14 protein-coding genes and 2 pseudogenes are annotated in these 17,858 nt (G+C 70.5%); 7 read left to right on the forward strand and 9 right to left on the reverse strand.

The features are described 5' to 3' along the window. Nucleotides 1–20: 20 nt before the first annotated feature. From ABZ192_RS30460 to ABZ192_RS30480, 5 genes and pseudogenes are all read right to left on the reverse strand, one after another. On the reverse strand, nucleotides 21–1,184 hold the full coding sequence (locus tag ABZ192_RS30460; protein WP_356927693.1) for an FAD-dependent oxidoreductase: 1,164 nt from the start codon (nucleotides 1,182–1,184) through the stop codon (nucleotides 21–23). Further along, complete coding sequence (locus tag ABZ192_RS30465) at nucleotides 1,181–1,543, reverse strand: bifunctional 3-phenylpropionate/cinnamic acid dioxygenase ferredoxin subunit (protein WP_037673830.1); 363 nt, start codon at nucleotides 1,541–1,543, stop codon at nucleotides 1,181–1,183. The genes ABZ192_RS30460 and ABZ192_RS30465 overlap by 4 nt, the downstream gene beginning before the upstream one ends. Nucleotides 1,544–1,757: 214 nt before the next feature. Further along, nucleotides 1,758–2,393, reverse strand: a complete 636-nt coding sequence (locus ABZ192_RS30470; RefSeq protein ID WP_356927694.1) for an MBL fold metallo-hydrolase — start codon at nucleotides 2,391–2,393, stop codon at nucleotides 1,758–1,760. Further along, on the reverse strand, nucleotides 2,393–3,478 hold the full coding sequence (locus ABZ192_RS30475; protein ID WP_356927695.1) for an S-(hydroxymethyl)mycothiol dehydrogenase: 1,086 nt from the start codon (nucleotides 3,476–3,478) through the stop codon (nucleotides 2,393–2,395). The genes ABZ192_RS30470 and ABZ192_RS30475 overlap by 1 nt, the downstream gene beginning before the upstream one ends. 250 nt (nucleotides 3,479–3,728) lie before the next feature. Beyond that, nucleotides 3,729–3,952: pseudogene (locus tag ABZ192_RS30480) on the reverse strand (MFS transporter); the annotation flags it as partial. A 94-nt stretch (nucleotides 3,953–4,046) separates the two neighbouring features. Between ABZ192_RS30480 and ABZ192_RS30485 the strand changes: the two are divergent. Continuing rightward, nucleotides 4,047–4,199, forward strand: a pseudogene (locus tag ABZ192_RS30485) (DUF4396 domain-containing protein); the annotation flags it as partial. A gap of 28 nt (nucleotides 4,200–4,227) precedes the next feature. Here the strand turns inward: ABZ192_RS30485 and ABZ192_RS30490 are convergent. The 3 genes from ABZ192_RS30490 to ABZ192_RS30500 form a co-directional block, all read right to left on the reverse strand. Next, nucleotides 4,228–5,460 carry a GNAT family N-acetyltransferase gene (locus tag ABZ192_RS30490; protein WP_356927696.1) on the reverse strand — a complete coding sequence of 411 codons (1,233 nt, stop codon included), beginning with the start codon at nucleotides 5,458–5,460 and terminating at the stop codon, nucleotides 4,228–4,230. A 198-nt stretch (nucleotides 5,461–5,658) separates the two neighbouring features. Continuing rightward, nucleotides 5,659–5,961, reverse strand: coding sequence for a putative quinol monooxygenase (locus ABZ192_RS30495; protein WP_356927697.1), 303 nt, complete (start codon nucleotides 5,959–5,961; stop codon nucleotides 5,659–5,661). 14 nt (nucleotides 5,962–5,975) lie between these two features. After that, nucleotides 5,976–6,962 (reverse strand): carbohydrate kinase, encoded by a 987-nt coding sequence (locus ABZ192_RS30500; protein ID WP_356927698.1) that lies wholly within the window; start codon nucleotides 6,960–6,962, stop codon nucleotides 5,976–5,978. A gap of 245 nt (nucleotides 6,963–7,207) precedes the next feature. On the opposite strand from ABZ192_RS30500, the gene ABZ192_RS30505 reads away from it, so the two are divergent. The 4 genes from ABZ192_RS30505 (at nucleotide 7,208) to ABZ192_RS30520 (ending at nucleotide 11,404) form a co-directional block, all read left to right on the forward strand. After that, entirely contained in the window at nucleotides 7,208–8,230 is a 1,023-nt protein-coding gene (locus ABZ192_RS30505; RefSeq protein ID WP_356927699.1) for a sugar ABC transporter substrate-binding protein, read from the forward strand. Between the two features lie 224 nt (nucleotides 8,231–8,454). Continuing rightward, nucleotides 8,455–9,480: an ABC transporter permease gene (locus ABZ192_RS30510; protein WP_356927700.1), complete on the forward strand. Its 1,026-nt coding sequence runs from the start codon at nucleotides 8,455–8,457 to the stop codon at nucleotides 9,478–9,480. After that, on the forward strand, nucleotides 9,477–10,304 hold the full coding sequence (locus tag ABZ192_RS30515) for an ATP-binding cassette domain-containing protein (RefSeq protein ID WP_356927701.1): 828 nt from the start codon (nucleotides 9,477–9,479) through the stop codon (nucleotides 10,302–10,304). Before ABZ192_RS30510 ends, ABZ192_RS30515 begins: the two co-directional genes overlap by 4 nt. 77 nt (nucleotides 10,305–10,381) lie before the next feature. After that, complete coding sequence (locus ABZ192_RS30520; RefSeq protein ID WP_356927702.1) at nucleotides 10,382–11,404, forward strand: LacI family DNA-binding transcriptional regulator; 1,023 nt, start codon at nucleotides 10,382–10,384, stop codon at nucleotides 11,402–11,404. 445 nt (nucleotides 11,405–11,849) lie between these two features. On the opposite strand, the gene ABZ192_RS30525 is transcribed toward ABZ192_RS30520, so the two are convergent. Continuing rightward, entirely contained in the window at nucleotides 11,850–12,569 is a 720-nt protein-coding gene (locus ABZ192_RS30525) for a FadR/GntR family transcriptional regulator (RefSeq protein WP_356927703.1), read from the reverse strand. Between the two features lie 288 nt (nucleotides 12,570–12,857). On the opposite strand from ABZ192_RS30525, the gene ABZ192_RS30530 reads away from it, so the two are divergent. Together ABZ192_RS30530 and ABZ192_RS30535 are read left to right on the forward strand one after the other, a co-directional pair. Next, nucleotides 12,858–15,089: an alpha-L-fucosidase gene (locus ABZ192_RS30530; RefSeq protein ID WP_356927704.1), complete on the forward strand. Its 2,232-nt coding sequence runs from the start codon at nucleotides 12,858–12,860 to the stop codon at nucleotides 15,087–15,089. A gap of 193 nt (nucleotides 15,090–15,282) precedes the next feature. Continuing rightward, nucleotides 15,283–17,751, forward strand: a complete 2,469-nt coding sequence (locus ABZ192_RS30535) for a SpoIIE family protein phosphatase (RefSeq protein WP_356927752.1) — start codon at nucleotides 15,283–15,285, stop codon at nucleotides 17,749–17,751. Nucleotides 17,752–17,858: the final 107 nt, after the last annotated feature.

The following is a 17,858-nucleotide window of genomic DNA, read 5'->3' on the forward strand; positions in this document are numbered from 1 at the left end:
AACGTGATGGATCGCCCCTGTCAGGGCGCCTTGGCCGCGAGTTGCTTGCGCCAGCGCGTGAACAGCTTCGGCTGGTTCATCCCGAGCACGGCGACCGGGTGTCCGGCACGCCGGTAGACGGCGAGGACGTTGCGGTCGTCCGCTGTGCCTTCCTCGATCGACACGCTGTCGGCACGGGTCGCGTTGCCGGCGAACTGGATCTTCACGCCGTACTGGTCGGACCAGAAGTACGGCGGCCGGGGCAGGCCCGGTTCGCACTCGCCCCAGGACAGCAGGGCGGCCACGGCCGCGTCGGGGCGTTCCCGGGCGCCGGTCCAGTGCTCGACGCGGCGGTGGGTGCCCGCGCGCGGGTCGTACCAGGAGGCGCAGTCGCCGACCGCGACCACCCCGGCCAGGCTGGTGCGGCCGTCCGCACCGCACCTGACGCCGTCGTCGAGTTCTATGCCGGATCCGGCCAGCCAGTCGACGCAGGGACGGGCTCCGACGCCCACGACGACGATGTCGGCGGGGATGCTGCGGCCGTCCTCCATCAGGACGGCGTCGACCCTCCTCTCGCCGCTCAGCCCCTTGACGCCCACGCCGCACAACAGGCGTACGCCGTGGTCCGCGTGGAGAGCGGAGACGATGCGTCCCATGGCCGCGCCGAGCGGTCCGGCCAGGGGGGTGGGCGCCGCCTCGACGATGGTCACGTCGAGGCCGAGAGCAGAGGCGGTGGAGGCGACCTCGGCACCGATGAAGCCGCCGCCGATCACGACCAGGCGCCCGCCCTGAGCCAGTTCGCCCCGCAGGGCGCGGGCGTCGTCCAGGGTGCGCAGGGTGTGCACACCGGCCAGTCCGTCCATGCCGGGCAGGGTCCGGGCGGCGGCGCCGGTGGCGATGACGATGCCGTCGGCCCGCACCTCGCGGCCGTCGGTGAGCCGCACGGCGCGGGGCGTGGTGCCGAGTCCGGCGGCGCGGGCTCCGAGCAGCCACTCCGCTTGCAGGTCCTCGTCGTCCGGCTCCAGTGCGAGCTCGGCTTCGCCGATGCCGCCGGCCAGGAACTCCTTGGACAGGGGCGGCCTGTCGTAGGGGCGGTGGATCTCGTCGCCGATGACGACCAGCCGTCCGTCGTATCCCCGCTTGCGCAAGGAGCGCGCCGCGGACAGGCCCGCCAGCGACGCGCCCACCACGGCCACTGTCCTCACGCGACGCCCCCGGCGAGCCGGGCGGCGATGCAGGGGGGCAGGTTCGGGGCTGCCGTGGACAGCCGGACGTAGATCATGCCGTCCTCGACGAAGACCTCGTGCGTGCGCACCGGGAGCTTGGCCGGCGGGGCGTCCACGGCTCCGGTCTTGAGGTTGAACTTCGAGGCGTGCAGCGGGCATTCGACCTCACAGCCCTCCAGCCAGCCGTCGGCGAGCGAGGCGTCCTGGTGGGTGCATGTGTCGTCGATGGCGAAGAGTTCGCCGTCGTCGGTGTGGAACACCGAGACCGGCGGGTCGATGTCGAGCCTGTGGGCCTCGCCTCGGGGCAGATCCACGAGACGGCACGCGGCAATCATCATGACACCTCGGTGCGTATAGCGAAACGGATTGCGGTGAACGCAACGCCAGTTTGAGGGCGCCTTCAAACGCTTGTCAAGGAGTTCGAGGGACACCTGACGGCCTCATTCTCGGTTGCGCGATGCGAAACGCTCCGCGCTATAGGAAACGCAGGTCAGCGCGGAGCAACTGCCCGAACCGGGGCGCGAGCGCCCCGGTCGGCCTGGTGGGGCTGGGTCACCAGCCTCGGGCGGCCCACTCCTCCAGGTGCGGCGCTTCGGCCTCGACGGTCGTCGTCCCGCCGTGTCCGGTGTGGACGACCGTCTCGCCCGGGAGGGTCAGCAGCCGCTCGCCGATGGAGCTGATGATCGTGCCGAAGTCGCTGTACGAGCGTCCGGTCGCGCCGGGCCCGCCGGCGAACAGCGTGTCACCGCTGAACAGCGCGCCCAGGTCGGGTGCGTACAGGCACACGGCACCGGGAGCGTGTCCGGGCGTGTGGAGGACACGCAGGCCGATGCCCGCCACCGTGAGTACGGCGCCGTCGGCGAGCGGCCCGTCGGGGCGCCGGCCAGGGTGCGCCATCTTCCACAGGACCTGGTCGTCAGGGTGCAGGAGGATGGGCGCGCCCGTGGCCAGGGCGACGTCCGGAGCGGCGCGCACATGGTCGTCGTGGGCGTGGGTGCACACGATGGCCGACAACCGACGGTCACCGACGGCCGCCAGGACGGCGTCGGAGTCGTGTGCCGCGTCGATGACGACCACCTCGTCGTCGTCACCGACGATCCAGACGTTGTTGTCCACGTCCCAGGTCCCGCCGTCGAGGCTGAAGGTCCCGCTGGTGACGAGGTGTTCGACACGGGGTGCGCCGGCCATCACAGCACCACCACCGAGCGCAGCACGTCACCGTGGTGCATCTTCTCGAACGCTTCCTCCACGTCACCGAGACCGATGGTCTCGGAGACGAACGCGTCCAGGTCGAAACGGCCTCCGAGGTACAGGTCGATGAGGGCCGGGAAGTCGCGCGAGGGCAGGCAGTCGCCGTACCAGCTGGACTTCAGCGAGCCGCCCCGCCCGAAGACGTCGAGCAGGGGCAGCTCCACCTTCATCTCCGGGGTGGGCACGCCGACCAGCACGACCGTGCCCGCCAGGTCGCGGGCGTAGAAGGCCTGCCGGTACGTCTCGGGGCGGCCGACCGCCTCCACGACGACGTCCGCGCCGAAGCCGCCCGTGAGTTCGCGCACCGCTTCCACGACGTCGCCCTTCGCCCCGTCGACCGTGTGGGTGGCGCCCATGGCCATGGCCCGGTCCAGCTTGCGCCGGTCGATGTCGACGGCGATGACCTTGCTCGCTCCGGCGAGCCGCGCCCCCGCGACGGCGGCCATGCCGACGCCGCCGCAGCCGATGACGGCGACGGAGTCGCCCCGGCCGACGGCCCCGGTGTTCACGGCCGCGCCGAAACCCGCCATGACGCCGCACCCGAGCAGACCGGCCGCCGCCGCCGGCGCTGCCGGGTCCACCTTGGTGCACTGTCCGGCGGCGACCAGCGTCTTCTCCGCGAACGCGCCGATGCCGAGCGCCGGCGAGAGCGGGGTGCCGTCGAGCAGCGTCATCGGCTGGGTGGCGTTGTGGGTGGCGAAGCAGTACCAGGGCCTGCCCCTGCTGCAGGCCCGGCACTGGCCGCACACCGCACGCCAGTTGAGGATGACGAAGTCGCCGGGTTCGACGCCGGTGACTCCCTCTCCGACCGCCTCGACGCGACCTGCCGCCTCGTGCCCCAGCAGGAAGGGGAACTCGTCGTTGATCCCGCCCTCGCGGTAGTGGAGATCGGTATGACAGACGCCGCAGGCCTCGACCTCGACCAGCGCCTCACCCGGACCGGGGTCGGGGACGACGATCGTTTCTACGGAGACCGGTGCACCCTTCTTACGGGCGACGACAGCACGAACCTCGTGAGCCATGAGCTGCTCCTCAAGCGGGGATCCTCGCGAGTGCGTTGCCTCATTCGCTACACGCACCGCTATACGCAACCGAGCATCCCGGAGGAGCGCACCGAGGGTCAAGGGCTTGGTTCCACCCGGGCCGACTCGACCATGACCGGCGCCCGAGCCGCCGCGCCTGGCCGTGTGCGGCCGATCGGATTCAGCCGCACACGGTCAGGCGGTCAGGCGGTCAGGTGGCGACGGGCTGCGGCCCGGCCGCCGGAGCGGCCAGACAGATCCACGGCAGCGCGGGCACCCCCGCCTCGCGGGCGGCGGCGAGTGACGCGCCGGTGAGGAGGTTGCCGAGGGTGATGCCGATGCGCAGATGGTGTCCACCTTGAGGGGGCAGGCGATCATCGTGCCGACGGCCAGCAGTAGCGCGGCCAGCATGGGCGGTACCGCGGCCGACAGCCACAGGCCCACACCCGAGTCCGGAACGGGCACCGCGGTGGCCGGGGCACGAAGGCCAGGCCAGCCGGTTGGCGAGGATGCCGCGCCACGCGTCGGCGGCCCGCACCGGTTTGCTTCGACGTGCCGCCGACGGCCCACGCCCGGCGCGATGGACGCCGAGCTGTCCGACGGGCTGTTCTGGTCGGCACTGCTGGGCGGCTTCGCGGTCGCCTTCGTGATCACCACGCCGATCAACAAGTGGATGATCGGCCGCGGCAAGGGCCACGCCGTCGTCCACGCCTATCACTGACGATCAGCCGGACCGCCCCGGCGGAGGGTCAGAACCAGTGCAGGCAGTGCGGGGGACGGTCGGCGCGGAAGAGGGCGTCGGCGAGGGGGGCAGCGCCCGGGTGGTGGGCCCGGATGTGTCCGGCCCGCACGAGCGTGCTCGGGGCGGTGCCGCCGAGGTAGACCGAGCCCAGGTCGCGTACGTCCAGGGACAGGTCGGGCTCCCGGTCCGTCGGGATGCAGTCGGCCTTGCCCTCCTGGACGGTCAGCAGGTAGCGGCCGTGTTCGCCGAGGAACGGGTCGTCGACGTCGAGGACGAGTTCGCCGTCCGTGAACCAGCCGCGTGCGGTCAGCGCCTGCGGGATGTCGAGGAGCCGTACCCAGAGCCAGTCCATGTCGTCGCTCACCTGACCGGCGCGGAAGTCCGCAAGCTGCCATCGCAGCGGGTGCTCGCGCGGGACGTGCTTGAACACGACCTGAGAGACCAGGTCGTGTCCGAGTACGAACCGGGCCAGGGCCCTGAAGGCGGCGGCGTCGGTGGCGATGGTCTCGTCGACCGTCAAGGTGTTGGTGTCGCCGATCGAGTAGCTGGCGTACCCGTCCGGCACGCCGTCGGCGTCCCGGTGGACGGCGATGTAGCGCGGCGCCGGCGAGATCGGGGGCTGCCCCGCGCGCAGGGCCCACCAGCGGTGCGGCCGGGACAGCGCGCCGGGCTGGGCGCGGCGATACCGGTCGTACACCTCTTCCAGGATCTCGCCGCACTCGGCACGGCGCAGTACCTCGACCGAGTCGTCGCCCGAGCCGGCCGCCGGGGCGCCCGCCATGGTGCGGGCCCGGGGTCCGGCGAGGGCGGCCCGGTGGCGCGGCACCGTCAGCTGCTGCGTGTACGTCGCCGGTCCATAGCCGAACCTGCCGTAGATCGTGGCTTCGGAGGCCAGCAGCACGGAGAGGAATTCGCCTCGGGCCCGCAACTCGGTGAGCTGGTGCCGCATCATCGCGCTGAGCACGCCTTGGCGCCGGTGGGAGGGCAGGACGCCGACGGCGGTCACCCCGGCGGCCGGGACGAGGGTCTCACCGGGCAGGGTGAGTTCGAAAGGGTAGGTGGCGGCGGTGCCGACGGGCCGCCCGTCCGCCGTCAGGGCGAGCAGGCAGCGGTCCATTTCGAGCGCCGACCACCAGAGCCCGCCGCCGTCTACCGAGGTTTCCGGGAAGCGCCCGAACGCGGCATGGACCGTGTCGACGAAGACGTCGAGATCATCGTCGGTCGTGGAACGGATCTCCATTGCGGCCGCTGCCTCCTCGGTACGCCTGCACCACGACGCGTGGTCTCCCGACACAGTGCAACGCCGCCCCGTGGCCCGGTCAAACGAATTACGGCTCAGCCCGCGGGCGTTCCCGGGATGTTTTCGTTGCGCGTACGCGGTGTCGAGACTTGGTTCATCGTCGGTCCGGGTGGCAGAAGGCCCCTCGGAGAGCGCCCGCTACGGACGCGTGTCCAGGGGATCGAGGAACGTCAGCACCGAGGCGTCCTCCTCGATCAGCGGAGTGAGGGCGGCGTTGAACGGGGCGCCGTACGGGGCGTCCAAGTGCGCCTTGAAGGCGTCCTCGTCCCGGTAGACCTCGAAGATCCAGTAGGCGCGCGGGGCGGCCGCCTTGGTGTAGACGTCGAAAGCCAGGTTGCCTTCCTCTTCGCGCACCTTCAGGGCGTACTCCCGGATCAGACGGGCGACCTCGTCCTCCGCTCCCTCTCGGGCGGTGAACTCGGCGAGCAGGGTTTTCGTCATGGTTTCCTGTCCTTTCAGTGGGTGGAGTCGAGGTGCCGGGCGACGGCCCCGTCCGTCGTGAAGGGCGCCAGTTGGTCCTGCCACGGCGGGTTCGGGCCGGCTGCCGAGCAGGTCAGGGCCGCGACCCGCGTGGCGAACAGACAGGCCGCCTCGACATCGCCGGGACGCAGGTCCGTCAGCCTGCCGCCGAGGAGTCCGCGGGCGCCGAGGTGGTGCAGCAGTCCCGCCGTGAAGGAGTCCCCCGCACCGACCGTGTCGACGACCTGCGCCGGCGCCGCGGGCACCCGCACCCGTTCCCCGTCGAGTGAGGCCAGGGCGCCGTCGGCACCGCGCGTGATCACGACGAGCCGGGCCCCGGCCGCGTGCCAGGTGTCGCACGCCTGCTCGGGCAGCGTCCCGGGCAGCAGGAGTTCCAGGTCGTCCTCACTCAGCCGCAGCACATCCGCGAGGCCGCACCAGTGCGCCAGCCGGGCGCGGTAGACCTCGGGGTGCACCAGGAGGGGGCGGACGTTGGGGTCGATGCTGATGGTCGCGTGGGGCGCGGCCGTTGCCAGGAAGTCCTCCACCACCCCTGCCCCGGGTTCCTTGACCAGGGCGAGTGACCCGGTGTGGACGCAGGCGGTGCCGGCCAGGTCCACCCCGGCCAGTTCCGCGCTCGTCCACTGCCAGTCCGCGGTGGCCTGGGCGTGGAAGGAGAACGCGGCCTGCCCCTGCGCGTCCAGCTCGGCCACGGCCAGCGTGCTGGGCTCGGCGGCCTCGACGGCGTGCGACAGGTCCACGCCGGACGCCTCCAGATGGGTCCGGAAGAGGCGGCCGAACACGTCGCCGGACAGCCGTGCGAGGAAGCGGGCCGGGGTGCCCAGCCTGGCCAGGGCCACCGCTGTATTGGCCGGCCCGCCGCCCGGCAGGACACGCAGGGCGAGTTCGTTCCGGGACCCTGCGGATGCGGTGAACGCGTCGGCGACGCACTCCCCGAGGACGGTGATCTGACGCGGGCACATGGGCGGCTCTTCTCTTGGGACGCGCCGGCGAGACGGGCACGTTGCGGGCAGTCCCTGGAGCGGTTCGGGCGGGCGGCGGCCACGGCGTTGCCGATTTGTGACGGGTGAAAGGCATTGACGTTGCCTGAAGGCGGAGTCCATCATCCTCGCCAAGCAGTGTCAACGCTGACATGAGTCAACGATGACACCTCGGGCGGCATGCGCCCGATGCCGGCCGCTCGTCCGCAATCCCGCAGGAGTCGTTCATGTCACGTATCTCTCGTCTGCCTTCCTCCATGCTCAGAGTCGCCGCGTGCACGGGCATCGCGGCCCTCACCCTGACCGCCTGTGGATCCGGATCCGGATCCGGATCGGGCACGGCGAACGCCGGATCGGGCAGTGTCAAGGTCGGTCTGATCACCAAGACCGACACCAACCCGTTCTTCGTGAAGATGAAGGAAGGCGCGGAGAAGGCCGCCAAGGAGAACGGTGTCGAACTGTCCACCGCGGCGGGCAAGTTCGACGGGGACAACGCTGGTCAGGTCACCGCCATCGAGAACATGGTCGCCGCCGGAGTGAAGGGCATCCTGATCACGCCGAGCGACTCCAAGGCGATCGTGCCCGCGATCGAGAAGGCCAAGGCCAAGGGTGTTCTCGTCATCGCCCTGGACACCCCGACCGACCCGGAGAGCGCTGTCGACGCCCTCTTCGCCACCGACAACCTCAAGGCGGGCGAGCTGATCGGCCAGTACGCCAAGGCCGCGATGAAGGGCAAGACCGCGAAGATAGCCGCCCTCGACCTCGCGCCGGGTGTGTCCGTCGGCGTTCAGCGGCACAACGGTTTCCTCAAGGGCTTCGGCGCCACCGACAAGGACGTCGCCTGTGCTCAGGACACCGGCGGCGACCAGTCCAAGGGCCAGACCGCGATGGAGAACTGCCTCCAGAAGGAACCCGGCATCAACGTCGTCTACACCATCAACGAACCGGCCGCGCTGGGCGCGTACACCGCGCTGAAGGCCAAGGGCCGGGAGAAGGACGTGCTGATCGTCTCCGTCGACGGCGGCTGCACGGGCACCCAGGCCGTCAAGGACGGCAAGATCGCCGCGACCTCGCAGCAGTACCCGCTGAAGATGGCCGCCGAGGGCGTCAAGGCCGTCGCGACGTACGCCAAGGACGGCAAGAAGGCGTCCGGTTACACCGACACCGGCGTCACGCTGATCACCGACAAGGCGCAGGACGGCGTCACCTCCAAGGACACCGCCTACGGCCTGGACAACTGCTGGGGCTGAGCCGCCGGCCGACCTCCGGCTGGCGCCGTAGCCGCCGCTGTTCGACACCCCTCAGCGGGGCGGTCGGCCCCTCCTCCCCGACCGGGGACGGCCGCCCCCTCGTCCTCTTGCCGTCCGACAAGGACTGACGCTCCCGTCCGACACGGACTGATCTTCCCGTCCGGACCGATCTTCCCGTCCGACAAGGACCGGCAAGGACTTCTGTCTTCCGACAAGGACCTCGCATGACCGCCACGTCCACGCCACCGTCCACGCCGCCTTCCGCGTCCACGCCGTACGCCGAGCTCAAAGCGCCGACCACGGTCCGCAGACTGCTCACGCAACCGACCACCGGCCCGCTGGCCGCCCTTCTCCTGGCCTGTGTCTTCTTCTCCGTCTCGACCGACCAGTTCCTCACCGGCGGGAACTTCTCGCTGATCGTGCAGCAGGTCATGGTCGTCGGCACCCTCGCCATCGGCCAGACGCTCATCATCCTCACCGCGGGCATCGACCTGTCCTGCGGAGCGGTGATGGCGTTCGGCAGCATCGTGATCGCCAAGATGGCGGCCGAGGGGTCCCTGCCGCCGCTCGCCGCGATCGCGCTGGGCCTGGTCGTCTGCGGCGGCTTCGGCCTGCTCAACGGCGCGCTGGTGCAGAAGATCCCGCTGCCGCCGTTCATCGTCACCCTCGGCATGCTCAACGTGGCCTTCGCGCTGACGCACATCTACTCCGAAGAGCAGACCGTCACCAACCTGCCGGGACCGCTGACGGCTCTCGGGCAGACCTTCCCGCTCGGCAAGACCGACATCACGTACGGCTCGTTGGTCACGATCGCCCTGTTCCTGCTCCTCGCCTACGCGCTGAGCAGCACCGGCTGGGGCCGGCACGTTTACGCCCTGGGCAACAGCCCGGAAGCGGCGCGGCTGAACGGCATTCGCACCTCCCGCCTGACCATCGGCGTCTACACCGCGGCCGGCGTCCTCTACGGCATCGCCGCCCTGCTGCTCATCTCCCGCACCGGCGTCGGCGACCCCCAGGCCGGCCAGACCGACAACCTCGACAGCATCACCGCCGTGGTGCTCGGCGGCACCAGCCTCTTCGGCGGACGCGGCTCGGTCCTGGGCACGTTCATCGGCGTCCTCATCGTCGGCGTCTTCCGCAACGGCCTTCAGCTGATGGGCGTCGCCTCCATCTACCAGACCCTCATCACCGGTGTCCTGGTGATCCTCGCGGTGACCGTGGACCAGATCTCCCGGAAGAAGGCCCGATGACCTCCCCCACCCCTGTCCTTCAGGCCCGCGGTCTGGTCAAGCGCTACGGCCATGTCACCGCCATCGACGGCGCCGACTTCGACCTGCTGCCCGGCGAGGTCCTCGCCGTCATCGGCGACAACGGCGCCGGCAAGACCAGCCTCATCAAGGCCCTGACCGGCGCCGTGGTCCCCGACGCGGGCGAGATACGCCTGAACGGTGAGCCCATCACCTTCTCCGGCCCGCAGAGCGCACGCGCCCACGGCATCGAGACGGTCTATCAGGACCTGGCCGTGGCCGCCTCGATGGACATCGCCTCGAACATGTTCCTCGGCCGCGAACTGCGCCGCCCCGGCCTCCTCGGCAGCGCCTTCCGCATGCTCGACAAGAAGCGCATGCGGAAGGAGGCCGCCGAGCACATGGCCGACCTGAAGATCGGGCTGCGCTCGCTGACCCAGTCGGTCGAGACGCTCTCCGGCGGGCAGCGGCAGGCCGTCGCGGTCGCCCGGGCCGTGGCCTGGGCCCGCAGTGTCGTCGTCATGGACGAACCCACCGCCGCGCTCGGCGTCAAGGAGTCCGGCCAGGTCCTCGACCTCATCCGCCGCGTCCGCGACAAGGGCATGCCGGTCGTCCTGATCAGCCACAACATGCCCCACGTGTTCGAGATCGCCGACCGGATCCACGTCCACCGGCTGGGCAGGCGGGCCGCCGTGATCAAGCCCTCCGACTACTCCATGGCGGAGGTCGTCGCCATCATGACCGGCGCGCTCAGCGTCGACGAGGCCGGAGATACTGTCGTTGCGGATTCCGCGGCGGCGAAGGCCGCCGGAGTCCAGGCCACCTGACAGCTCAACCCCGCTCTCGCATGTTCCGGCCGAGGCCGCGGCCGGAACGCGGGAGCACTCAGGAGACGGTTTCCTCCATGGCTGCGAGCCGCCGCCCCACCCTGGCCGATGTCGCACGAGAGGTCGGCGTCAGCGCCAAGACAGTCTCGCGCGTCCTCAACGAGGACGGTCCCGTCTCGGCGCAGACGCGGGAACAGGTACTGGCCGCGGTGGCCAAGCTGGGCTTCCAGCCGAACCTCATGGCACGCAACATGCGCGTCGGCGGCCCGGACACCACCATCGGACTGGTCATCCCCGACCTCGGCAACCCCTTCTTCGGAGCCGTGGCCCGCGCCATCGAGGACACGGTCCGCGAACGCGGACTGACCCTGCTCATGGGCTCGTCCGCGGACGACCCCGACCGGGAACGCGCCCTGACGGACAAGTTCCTCGCCCGTCGCGTCAGCATCCTCGTCGTCGTGCCGTCCGTCGGCGCCGACCACTCCCATCTCAAGTCCCACCGCAGGTCCGGGCTGCCCGTGGTCTTCCTCGACCGCCCGGGAGTCGGCCTGCCCACGGACAGCATCGTCAGCTCCAACCGTGCCGGGGCCCAGGAGGGCGTCGCCCACCTCATCGCCCACGGGCACCGCCGCATCGGTTTCGTCGGCGACCTGCCGGTCAAGCTGTACACCCGCCGCGAGCGCCTCGCCGGATACCGCGCGGCGCTGCAGGAAGCCGGCCTCCCCTACGACCGTTCGCTGGTCGCCAACGCCCATGACCAGCCGGGCGCCGAGGCCGCGACCGCCCGCCTCCTCGAACTGGCCGATCCGCCCACCGCCCTGTTCGCCGGCAACAACATCATGGCGCTCGGCATCGTCGCCCAACTCGCCCGCGGCAAGCGCAAGGACGTGGCGGTCGTCGCCTTCGACGACGTATCCCTCGCCGAGGCACTCGAACCGGCCCTGACCGTCGTCGCGCAGGACCCCGAAGAACTCGGCCGCAGCGCCGCGGCCACCGCCCTGGCCCGCCTCGACGGCGACCGCTCCCGCGCTCGCACCATCACCGTTCCCACCCGGCTGATCGTCCGCGGCTCGGGGGAGCAGGCCGCGCCCCGTCGATAAGGGGGGCGCCGCCAACGCGTGATGAACCTGCACAAGGAGCTGGCCGACACCGGCACCGGCACCGGCACCGGCATCCAGGCCGCCCAGGCCGGATCGGCCCCGCCGGGTGAGTTGCCCGGCGGGGTGACGGGGATGTGGGCCGTCAGCAGGGGGAGTTGGTCTGGGCGAGCAGGCCCATCCGCCAAGGCTTGGTGAGGTAGTCGCCGTTGGCTTTGGGGTCTATGCCCTGGTAGACGTACTGCAGTCGGCATGGATTGATTGGGGCGCGGCCCGGTAGTTGCCACCCAACCCTTCGCCGGCCGTGACAACGTCACCTTCCCCGACGGCGTCTGGACCGATTGTTGGAACCTGTTCGGTTCCGTCGCAGGACAGTAGGCATGCGACATGACCTCGTCAAGAGCTACCTGAGGTAATACATCCCGCGTATTGGCGTCCAGGGCACCCGCTACGCCGGAGGCGTTCCGACGGGGAGCGGTTCGCTGGAGCGCAGGTGTTCCCTCAGCCACTGCTCGGTGTTGCTCACGTGGAGGAGTGCGGCGGCCTGGCTGAGGGCGGCGTCACGGGTGGACAGCGCGTTGAAGATCGCCTCGTGCTCGGCGAGAGTGCGGCCCGCGGCCTTGTCGTCGACCAGACCGCGCCAGATGCGGGCGCGCAGGGTGCGGCCGGAGATCCCTTCCAGGAGGGTGAGGAGGCTCTCGTTGCCCGTGGCCGAGACCACGGCGCGGTGGAAGGCGGCGTCGTGGGCGTTGAGCTGCTCGACGTCGTCACGGGCCTCGCGCATGGCGTCCAGGTGCCGCTTCACCTCGGCCAGTTGGGCGTCGGAGATCCGGGTCGCGGCCAGCGCCGTGGCGACCGGTTCCAGCAGCCGCCGTACCTCCATGAGGTCCTGCAGGGCGACCGAGTCGCCCTGCAGCAGTTCCACCGCGCCGCCGAGGCCCTCCAGCAGCAGGCTCGGCTGCAGGCTGGTCACATACGTGCCGTCACCGCGCCGGACCTCCAGGACCCGGGCGACGGCCAGGGCCTTGACGGCTTCGCGGGCGAGATTGCGGGAAAGGCCCAGCTGGACGGCCAGGTCAGGCTCCGGAGGGAGCTTGGAGCCGGGAGGCAGGGCACCGGTCCGGATCAGTTCACGGATCTGCTCGATGGCCTTGTCCGTCAGAGACACCGCTCGCCCCTCCCCCCACCGTGCCCGTGAGCACGTCCGACCTGATCAGCGTGACGCTGATGATACGGGGACGCGGGTGCGGGGCGGCGATCGCCCGGACACGAGGAACTGCGAGACATGCCATGTCTGGTGATCGAAACACTCGCCACATCACCGCAAATCAGTCAACTCACCTGAAGCAATGGCCACTTTCATCCCTGCGCAGTGGTTGACATCCCAGGGCGGCATGACCGACCTTCATCCGTGGCCCTGCGTTTCCCCTGCCCCTTCCGCATCAGGGATGTGCCCATGTCGAGCTCGATCAACAGACGCCAGTTCGTGGCCTCCGCAACCGGCGTGGCCGCGGCGGCCGTTGCCGGAGATGTGTGGGCTGCCGGTGCCGCCGAGGCGGCGCCCCGCGGCTACACGCCCGACTGGGACTCGGTCGACCAGCACCCGCCGGCCCCGGAGTGGTTCCAGGACGCGAAGTTCGGGATCTACTTCCACTGGGGCGCCTTCAGCGTCCCCGCCTTCGGCAACGAGTGGTACCCGCGCAACATGTACGAGAGCGGGAACGACGCCAACCAGCACCACATCGCGACCTACGGCCGGCCGTCGGCGTGGCCCTACCACAACTTCATCGACGGAGCGAAGGACCTGGCGGGCAACGCCGTGAAGTTCGCGCCGAAGCTGAAGTCGGCCGGCGGGACGTTCGACCCGGACGAGTGGGTGCAGCTGTTCGTCGACGCCGGCGCCAGGTTCGCCGGTCCGGTCGCCGAGCACCACGACGGCTTCTCCATGTGGGACAGCCAGGTCAACGAGTGGAACTCGGTGAAGAAGGGCCCCGGTCTCGACCTGCTGCGGCTGTTCTCCACGGCCATCCGCGCCAAGGGCCTGAAGCTGCTGGTGGCCATGCACCATGCGTACAACTTCACGGGCTTCTACGAGTACGCCCCCGCCCAGACGGATCCCAGCCTCAAGAAGCTCTACGGGCAGTTGGCACCGGCCGCACAGAACCAGCTCTGGTTCGACAAGCTCAAGGAGGTCGTCGACCGCGCCCGGCCCGACATCCTCTGGCAGGACTTCAATCTGGACGCCGTCGACGAGAAGCAGCGTCTGAACTTCCTGGCGTACTACTACAACCAGGCGGACGGCTGGGGCCGTGAAGTCGTCGCCACGTACAAGGACGGCATGAACGGCAAGGGCGAGGTCTTCGACTACGAACGCGGCGGCCCGGCCGATCTCACCACCCCGTACTGGCTGACCGACGACAGCATCTCCAGCAGCAGTTGGTGCTACACCCAGGGCATCGGCTACTACACCGTCCAGCAGATGCTGCACTCGTTCATCGACCGGGTCAGCAAGAACGGCAACGTGCTGCTGAACATCGCGCCGATGGCCGACGGCACCATCCCCCAGGCGCAGAAGGACATCCTGCTCGGTATCGGGGACCACCTGAAGCGCTTCGGCGAGTCGGTGTACGCGACCCGCGCCTGGACGGCGTACGGCGAGGGCCCGACGAAGATGGGCGGCGGTTCGTTCACCACCCCGCACGCCGGCACCGCGCAGGACATCCGCTTCACCCGCAACAAGGCGAACGACGTCCTGTACGCCACGGTCCTGGGCTGGCCCGGCAGCTCTGTGACGATCAAGACTCTCAGCTCGGACCGGATCAACCTCTCCTCGCTGACCTCGGTGAAGCTCCTCGGCACCACCGCCGGCACCTACGTCGACCTGCCCACACCGGACCGGAGTGCCTCCGGACTCAAGGTCACCCTGCCGTCCTCGGCGCCGTACCGCGCCAACGCCTACGTCCTCAAGCTCACCTTCTCCGGCACGATCCCCGGCCTGCGGCCACTCGCCGGAGCCGTCGCCTTCACGGACGTCCACTACACGGGCGGGTCCGCCGTCCTCACGGTCGGCGACTACACCGCGGCCGACCTGTCCGCCGCCGGACCGGGCCCGCGCACCCTCTCCTCCCTCCGGCCGGCCCCCGGGTACCGGGTGGTCGGCTACTCCGGGGACGACTTCACCGGTACCTCCTGGACCTTCGCCGCCGACAACCCCGACCTCAGGGACACTGGCAACAACGACCAGATCACCTCGCTGCGGGTCCAGTTCAACCCGGCGACGTCCTTCCGGATCACCAACGCCACGAACGGCCTCGCCCTGGACAGCGGGGGCGACGTCGCCTCCGGCTCCGACCTCAAGCAGTGGACCTGGGACGGCAGTCCGAACCTGCAGTGGCATGCGGAGGCTGTCGGAGGCGGCTACTACAGGCTGGTCAACCGCAGGAACGGCATGGTCGCCGACGGCTGGGGCGCCACCGCCGACGGCTCCGCCGCGCGGCAGGCCCCTTGGAACGGCGGGACCAACCAACAGTGGTCCCTCACCCACCGGGGCGGCGACCGCTATTCGATCGCCAACCGCACCACCGGCCTGGTCCTCGACGGCGGCGGCAACGTCCCTTCGGGCTCCCTCACCAAGCAGTGGACCTACGGCAACAGCACCAACCTGCTGTGGACCTTCACCGCGCTGTAGCCCACAGAGAAGGGGACGGCTCCTTCAGGTTGTCCGAGCGGGGCGGGCGCAGCCCCGCTCGGCCCCCGTCCCGGAGGTCGGGCACGGCCCGGCCGGAGCGCCGTGGAGCACAAGCCGACCTACGCTGGAAGCTGCGGCTGGAAACCGGTCCTGACGGGCCCAGGGTGTCCGGACGGAGGCGAGGCGCGTGGACATGGCCGACGAGCGGGACGTCCGCGCCGCCGCGCTCGTGGTGGACCCGGACGGCGTGGTGAGCGGCTGGAGCGAGAGCGGGCGGCTGCTGCTGGGCTGGACTGCCGAGGACGCCGTCGGGCGCCCCGTGACCGACCTGCTGGCCGCTCCCCCGCCACCCGGTTTCCCCGAGAGCTCCGGCAGCGGCCCCGACCACACGGCGCTCATACCGCTGCGCCACCGGGACGGCTCCACGGTGGACGCCCTGGTGTCGACTCACCCTCTGTTCGACGCCGACGGCGGGGCGCTGGGCCATGCGGTGACCGTCCAGCGCTGGGATCGCCGCCCGGTGATCGCCGACCTGGCCTTCGAGCAGAGCCCCTTCGCTCTGGGCGCCTACGACCCTGAGCTGCGGTTTCTGTGGATCAACGCCTCCTCGGGCCGGGTGATCGCGCACTCCGAGGACCAAGTGCTCGGTAAGCACTACCGCGAGGTGCTTCCCGAATTCGACCGCGAACTGTTCCCCGAAAGGGACGACAAGCCCTACACCGACCAGCTGGCCGAAGTGGCGAGGACGGGCGAGCCCGCACGCCTCATCACCGTCTTCCGGCCACTCGGCAGTAACTACGCCAACGCCTGGGCCACCAGCATCTGGCCCGTCCGGGATGCCGAGGGCAGGGTCCGCGCGGTCGCCAACTGGGGATTCGACATGAGCGCGGAGTACTGGGCCAGGCAGCGGCTGCTCATGCTCAACGAGGCCAGCCGCGGCATCGGCCGGACGCTCGACGTGATCGGCACCGCCCAGGAACTGGCCATGACCTCCGTGCCGGGATTCGTCGACTCCGTCACCGTGGATCTCTTCGACGAGGTGCTGCGCGGAGAGGAACCGCCTCTTTCCCCCGCCTCCGCCTCCGGCGAAGCCGTCGCGCTCAGACGCGCCGCCCACCACAGCGCGAAGGGTGACACCGACCGGGCTCCCGGGCCCCCGACGCCGGTCCGTCACGCTCCCGGTTCCGTCGCCGTCCGCTGCATGGTCACCGGCAGATCCACGGTTCAGCTCGCCGTCGAACCGGGCGAGGGCGGCGAATGGGCCTTCGGGCCCGGGCTCGCCGCCGACCCGGCCCACTGGCCGCCCGGCAATCCGTTGATCGACGATTCGATCGCCGCTGAGGGGCTGACCGGCCGGATCACCGTGCCGCTCCGGGCCCGCGGCGCGCTGCTCGGCGTGGTCGCGTTCTCCCGCAGCGACCGGCCCGAGGCCTTCACCGCCGACGACCTGATCCTCGCCGAAGAGCTGACCGCCAAGGCAGCCGTCGCCATCGACAACGCCCGCCGGTACTCGCGCGAGCGCACGACCGCGCTGACGCTGCAGCGCAGTCTGCTGCTGCAGCAGCTGCCCAGCCAGGAGGCGCTCGAGGTGGCCTCCCGCTACCTGCCCGCCGGGACCGGCGCGGAGGTGGGTGGTGACTGGTTCGACGTCATTCCGCTCTCCGGCGCGCGGGTCGCCCTGGTCGTCGGCGACGTGGTCGGTCACGGTCTGCACGCCTCGGCCAGCATGGGCCGACTGCGCACGGCGGTCCGCACGCTCGCCGACGTGGACCTGCCGCCGGACGAGCTGCTGACCCACCTGGACGACCTGGTCATCCACCTCGCCAGCGACCTCCAGCCCGCCGGCCATTTCCAGCCGACCGGCGAGTTCGGGGCCACCTGCCTGTACACCGTCTACGACCCGGTCTCCCGGCGCTTCACCATGGCGAGCGCCGGGCATCCGCTGCCGCTGATCATCTCCCCGGACGGCACCCGGACCCCGGCCTCCGCGCAGCCGGGACCACCGCTCGGCATCGGCGGGCTGCCGTTCGAGTCCGCCGAACTCGAGCTGCCCGAGGGCAGCCTGCTCGCCCTCTACACCGACGGACTGGTGGAGAGCCGTGAGCGCGACGTCGACGAAGGGGGCACCGAACTGCTGCGGGTCCTGAACCATGCGGTCACCTCGCTGGAGGGCCTCTGCGACACGGTGATGGACGCCCTGCTTCCCGAACGCCGCACCGACGACGCCGCCCTGCTGCTCGCTCGCACGCACGCGCTGGACCCCCAGCACGTCGCGGACTGGGACGTCGAACCCGACCCCGAGCAGGTGCCTCGGGCCAGGAAGTTCGCCCTGGAGCAGCTGGCCGCCTGGGGCCTGGAGGAGGCGTCGTTCGTCACCGAACTGGTGGTCAGCGAACTGGTCACCAACGCCATCCGGTACGGCGAGCCCCCGATCATGCTGCGGCTGATCCGCGACTCCTCCCTGATCTGCGAGGTCTCCGACGCCAGCAACACCGCCCCGCATCTGCGCCGGGCGCGCGCCTTCGACGAGGGCGGCCGGGGCCTGCTGCTGGTCGCCCAGCTCACCCAGGGGTGGGGCACCCGGCACACCACCTACGGCAAGACGATCTGGTGCGCGCAGAGCCTCTCCGAGCCCCAGCCGTTCCCGGACAACAGGCTGTAAGCCTGGTGTCGAAGCGCTTCAACTCTGGCCCTTCTGCGGTACAGACCCTTGTTTCGGATGAAAATTGTCCGTTACCTTGCGCCTGGAAGTGAAGCGCTTCGACAGCC

It is taken from the genome of Streptomyces sp. NPDC006235 (assembly GCF_040613735.1).
GTDB lineage: Bacteria > Actinomycetota > Actinomycetes > Streptomycetales > Streptomycetaceae > Streptomyces.

Bases quoted from the DNA above. Each gene is read 5' to 3' on its own strand.
- ABZ192_RS30515 (WP_356927701.1), top strand. From the start codon at position 9,477: ATGACCTCCCCCACCCCTGTCCTTCAGGCCCGCGGTCTGGTCAAGCGC.
- ABZ192_RS30470 (WP_356927694.1), bottom strand. From the start codon at position 2,393: ATGGCCGGCGCACCCCGTGTCGAACACCTCGTCACCAGCGGGACCTTC.
- ABZ192_RS30475 (WP_356927695.1), bottom strand. From the start codon at position 3,478: ATGGCTCACGAGGTTCGTGCTGTCGTCGCCCGTAAGAAGGGTGCACCG.
- ABZ192_RS30495 (WP_356927697.1), bottom strand. From the start codon at position 5,961: ATGACGAAAACCCTGCTCGCCGAGTTCACCGCCCGAGAGGGAGCGGAG.
- ABZ192_RS30535 (WP_356927752.1), top strand. From the start codon at position 15,283: ATGGCCGACGAGCGGGACGTCCGCGCCGCCGCGCTCGTGGTGGACCCG.
- ABZ192_RS30530 (WP_356927704.1), top strand. From the start codon at position 12,858: ATGTCGAGCTCGATCAACAGACGCCAGTTCGTGGCCTCCGCAACCGGC.
- ABZ192_RS30500 (WP_356927698.1), bottom strand. From the start codon at position 6,962: ATGTGCCCGCGTCAGATCACCGTCCTCGGGGAGTGCGTCGCCGACGCG.
- ABZ192_RS30520 (WP_356927702.1), top strand. From the start codon at position 10,382: ATGGCTGCGAGCCGCCGCCCCACCCTGGCCGATGTCGCACGAGAGGTC.
- ABZ192_RS30510 (WP_356927700.1), top strand. From the start codon at position 8,455: ATGACCGCCACGTCCACGCCACCGTCCACGCCGCCTTCCGCGTCCACG.
- ABZ192_RS30505 (WP_356927699.1), top strand. From the start codon at position 7,208: ATGTCACGTATCTCTCGTCTGCCTTCCTCCATGCTCAGAGTCGCCGCG.
- ABZ192_RS30465 (WP_037673830.1), bottom strand. From the start codon at position 1,543: ATGATGATTGCCGCGTGCCGTCTCGTGGATCTGCCCCGAGGCGAGGCC.
- ABZ192_RS30490 (WP_356927696.1), bottom strand. From the start codon at position 5,460: ATGGAGATCCGTTCCACGACCGACGATGATCTCGACGTCTTCGTCGAC.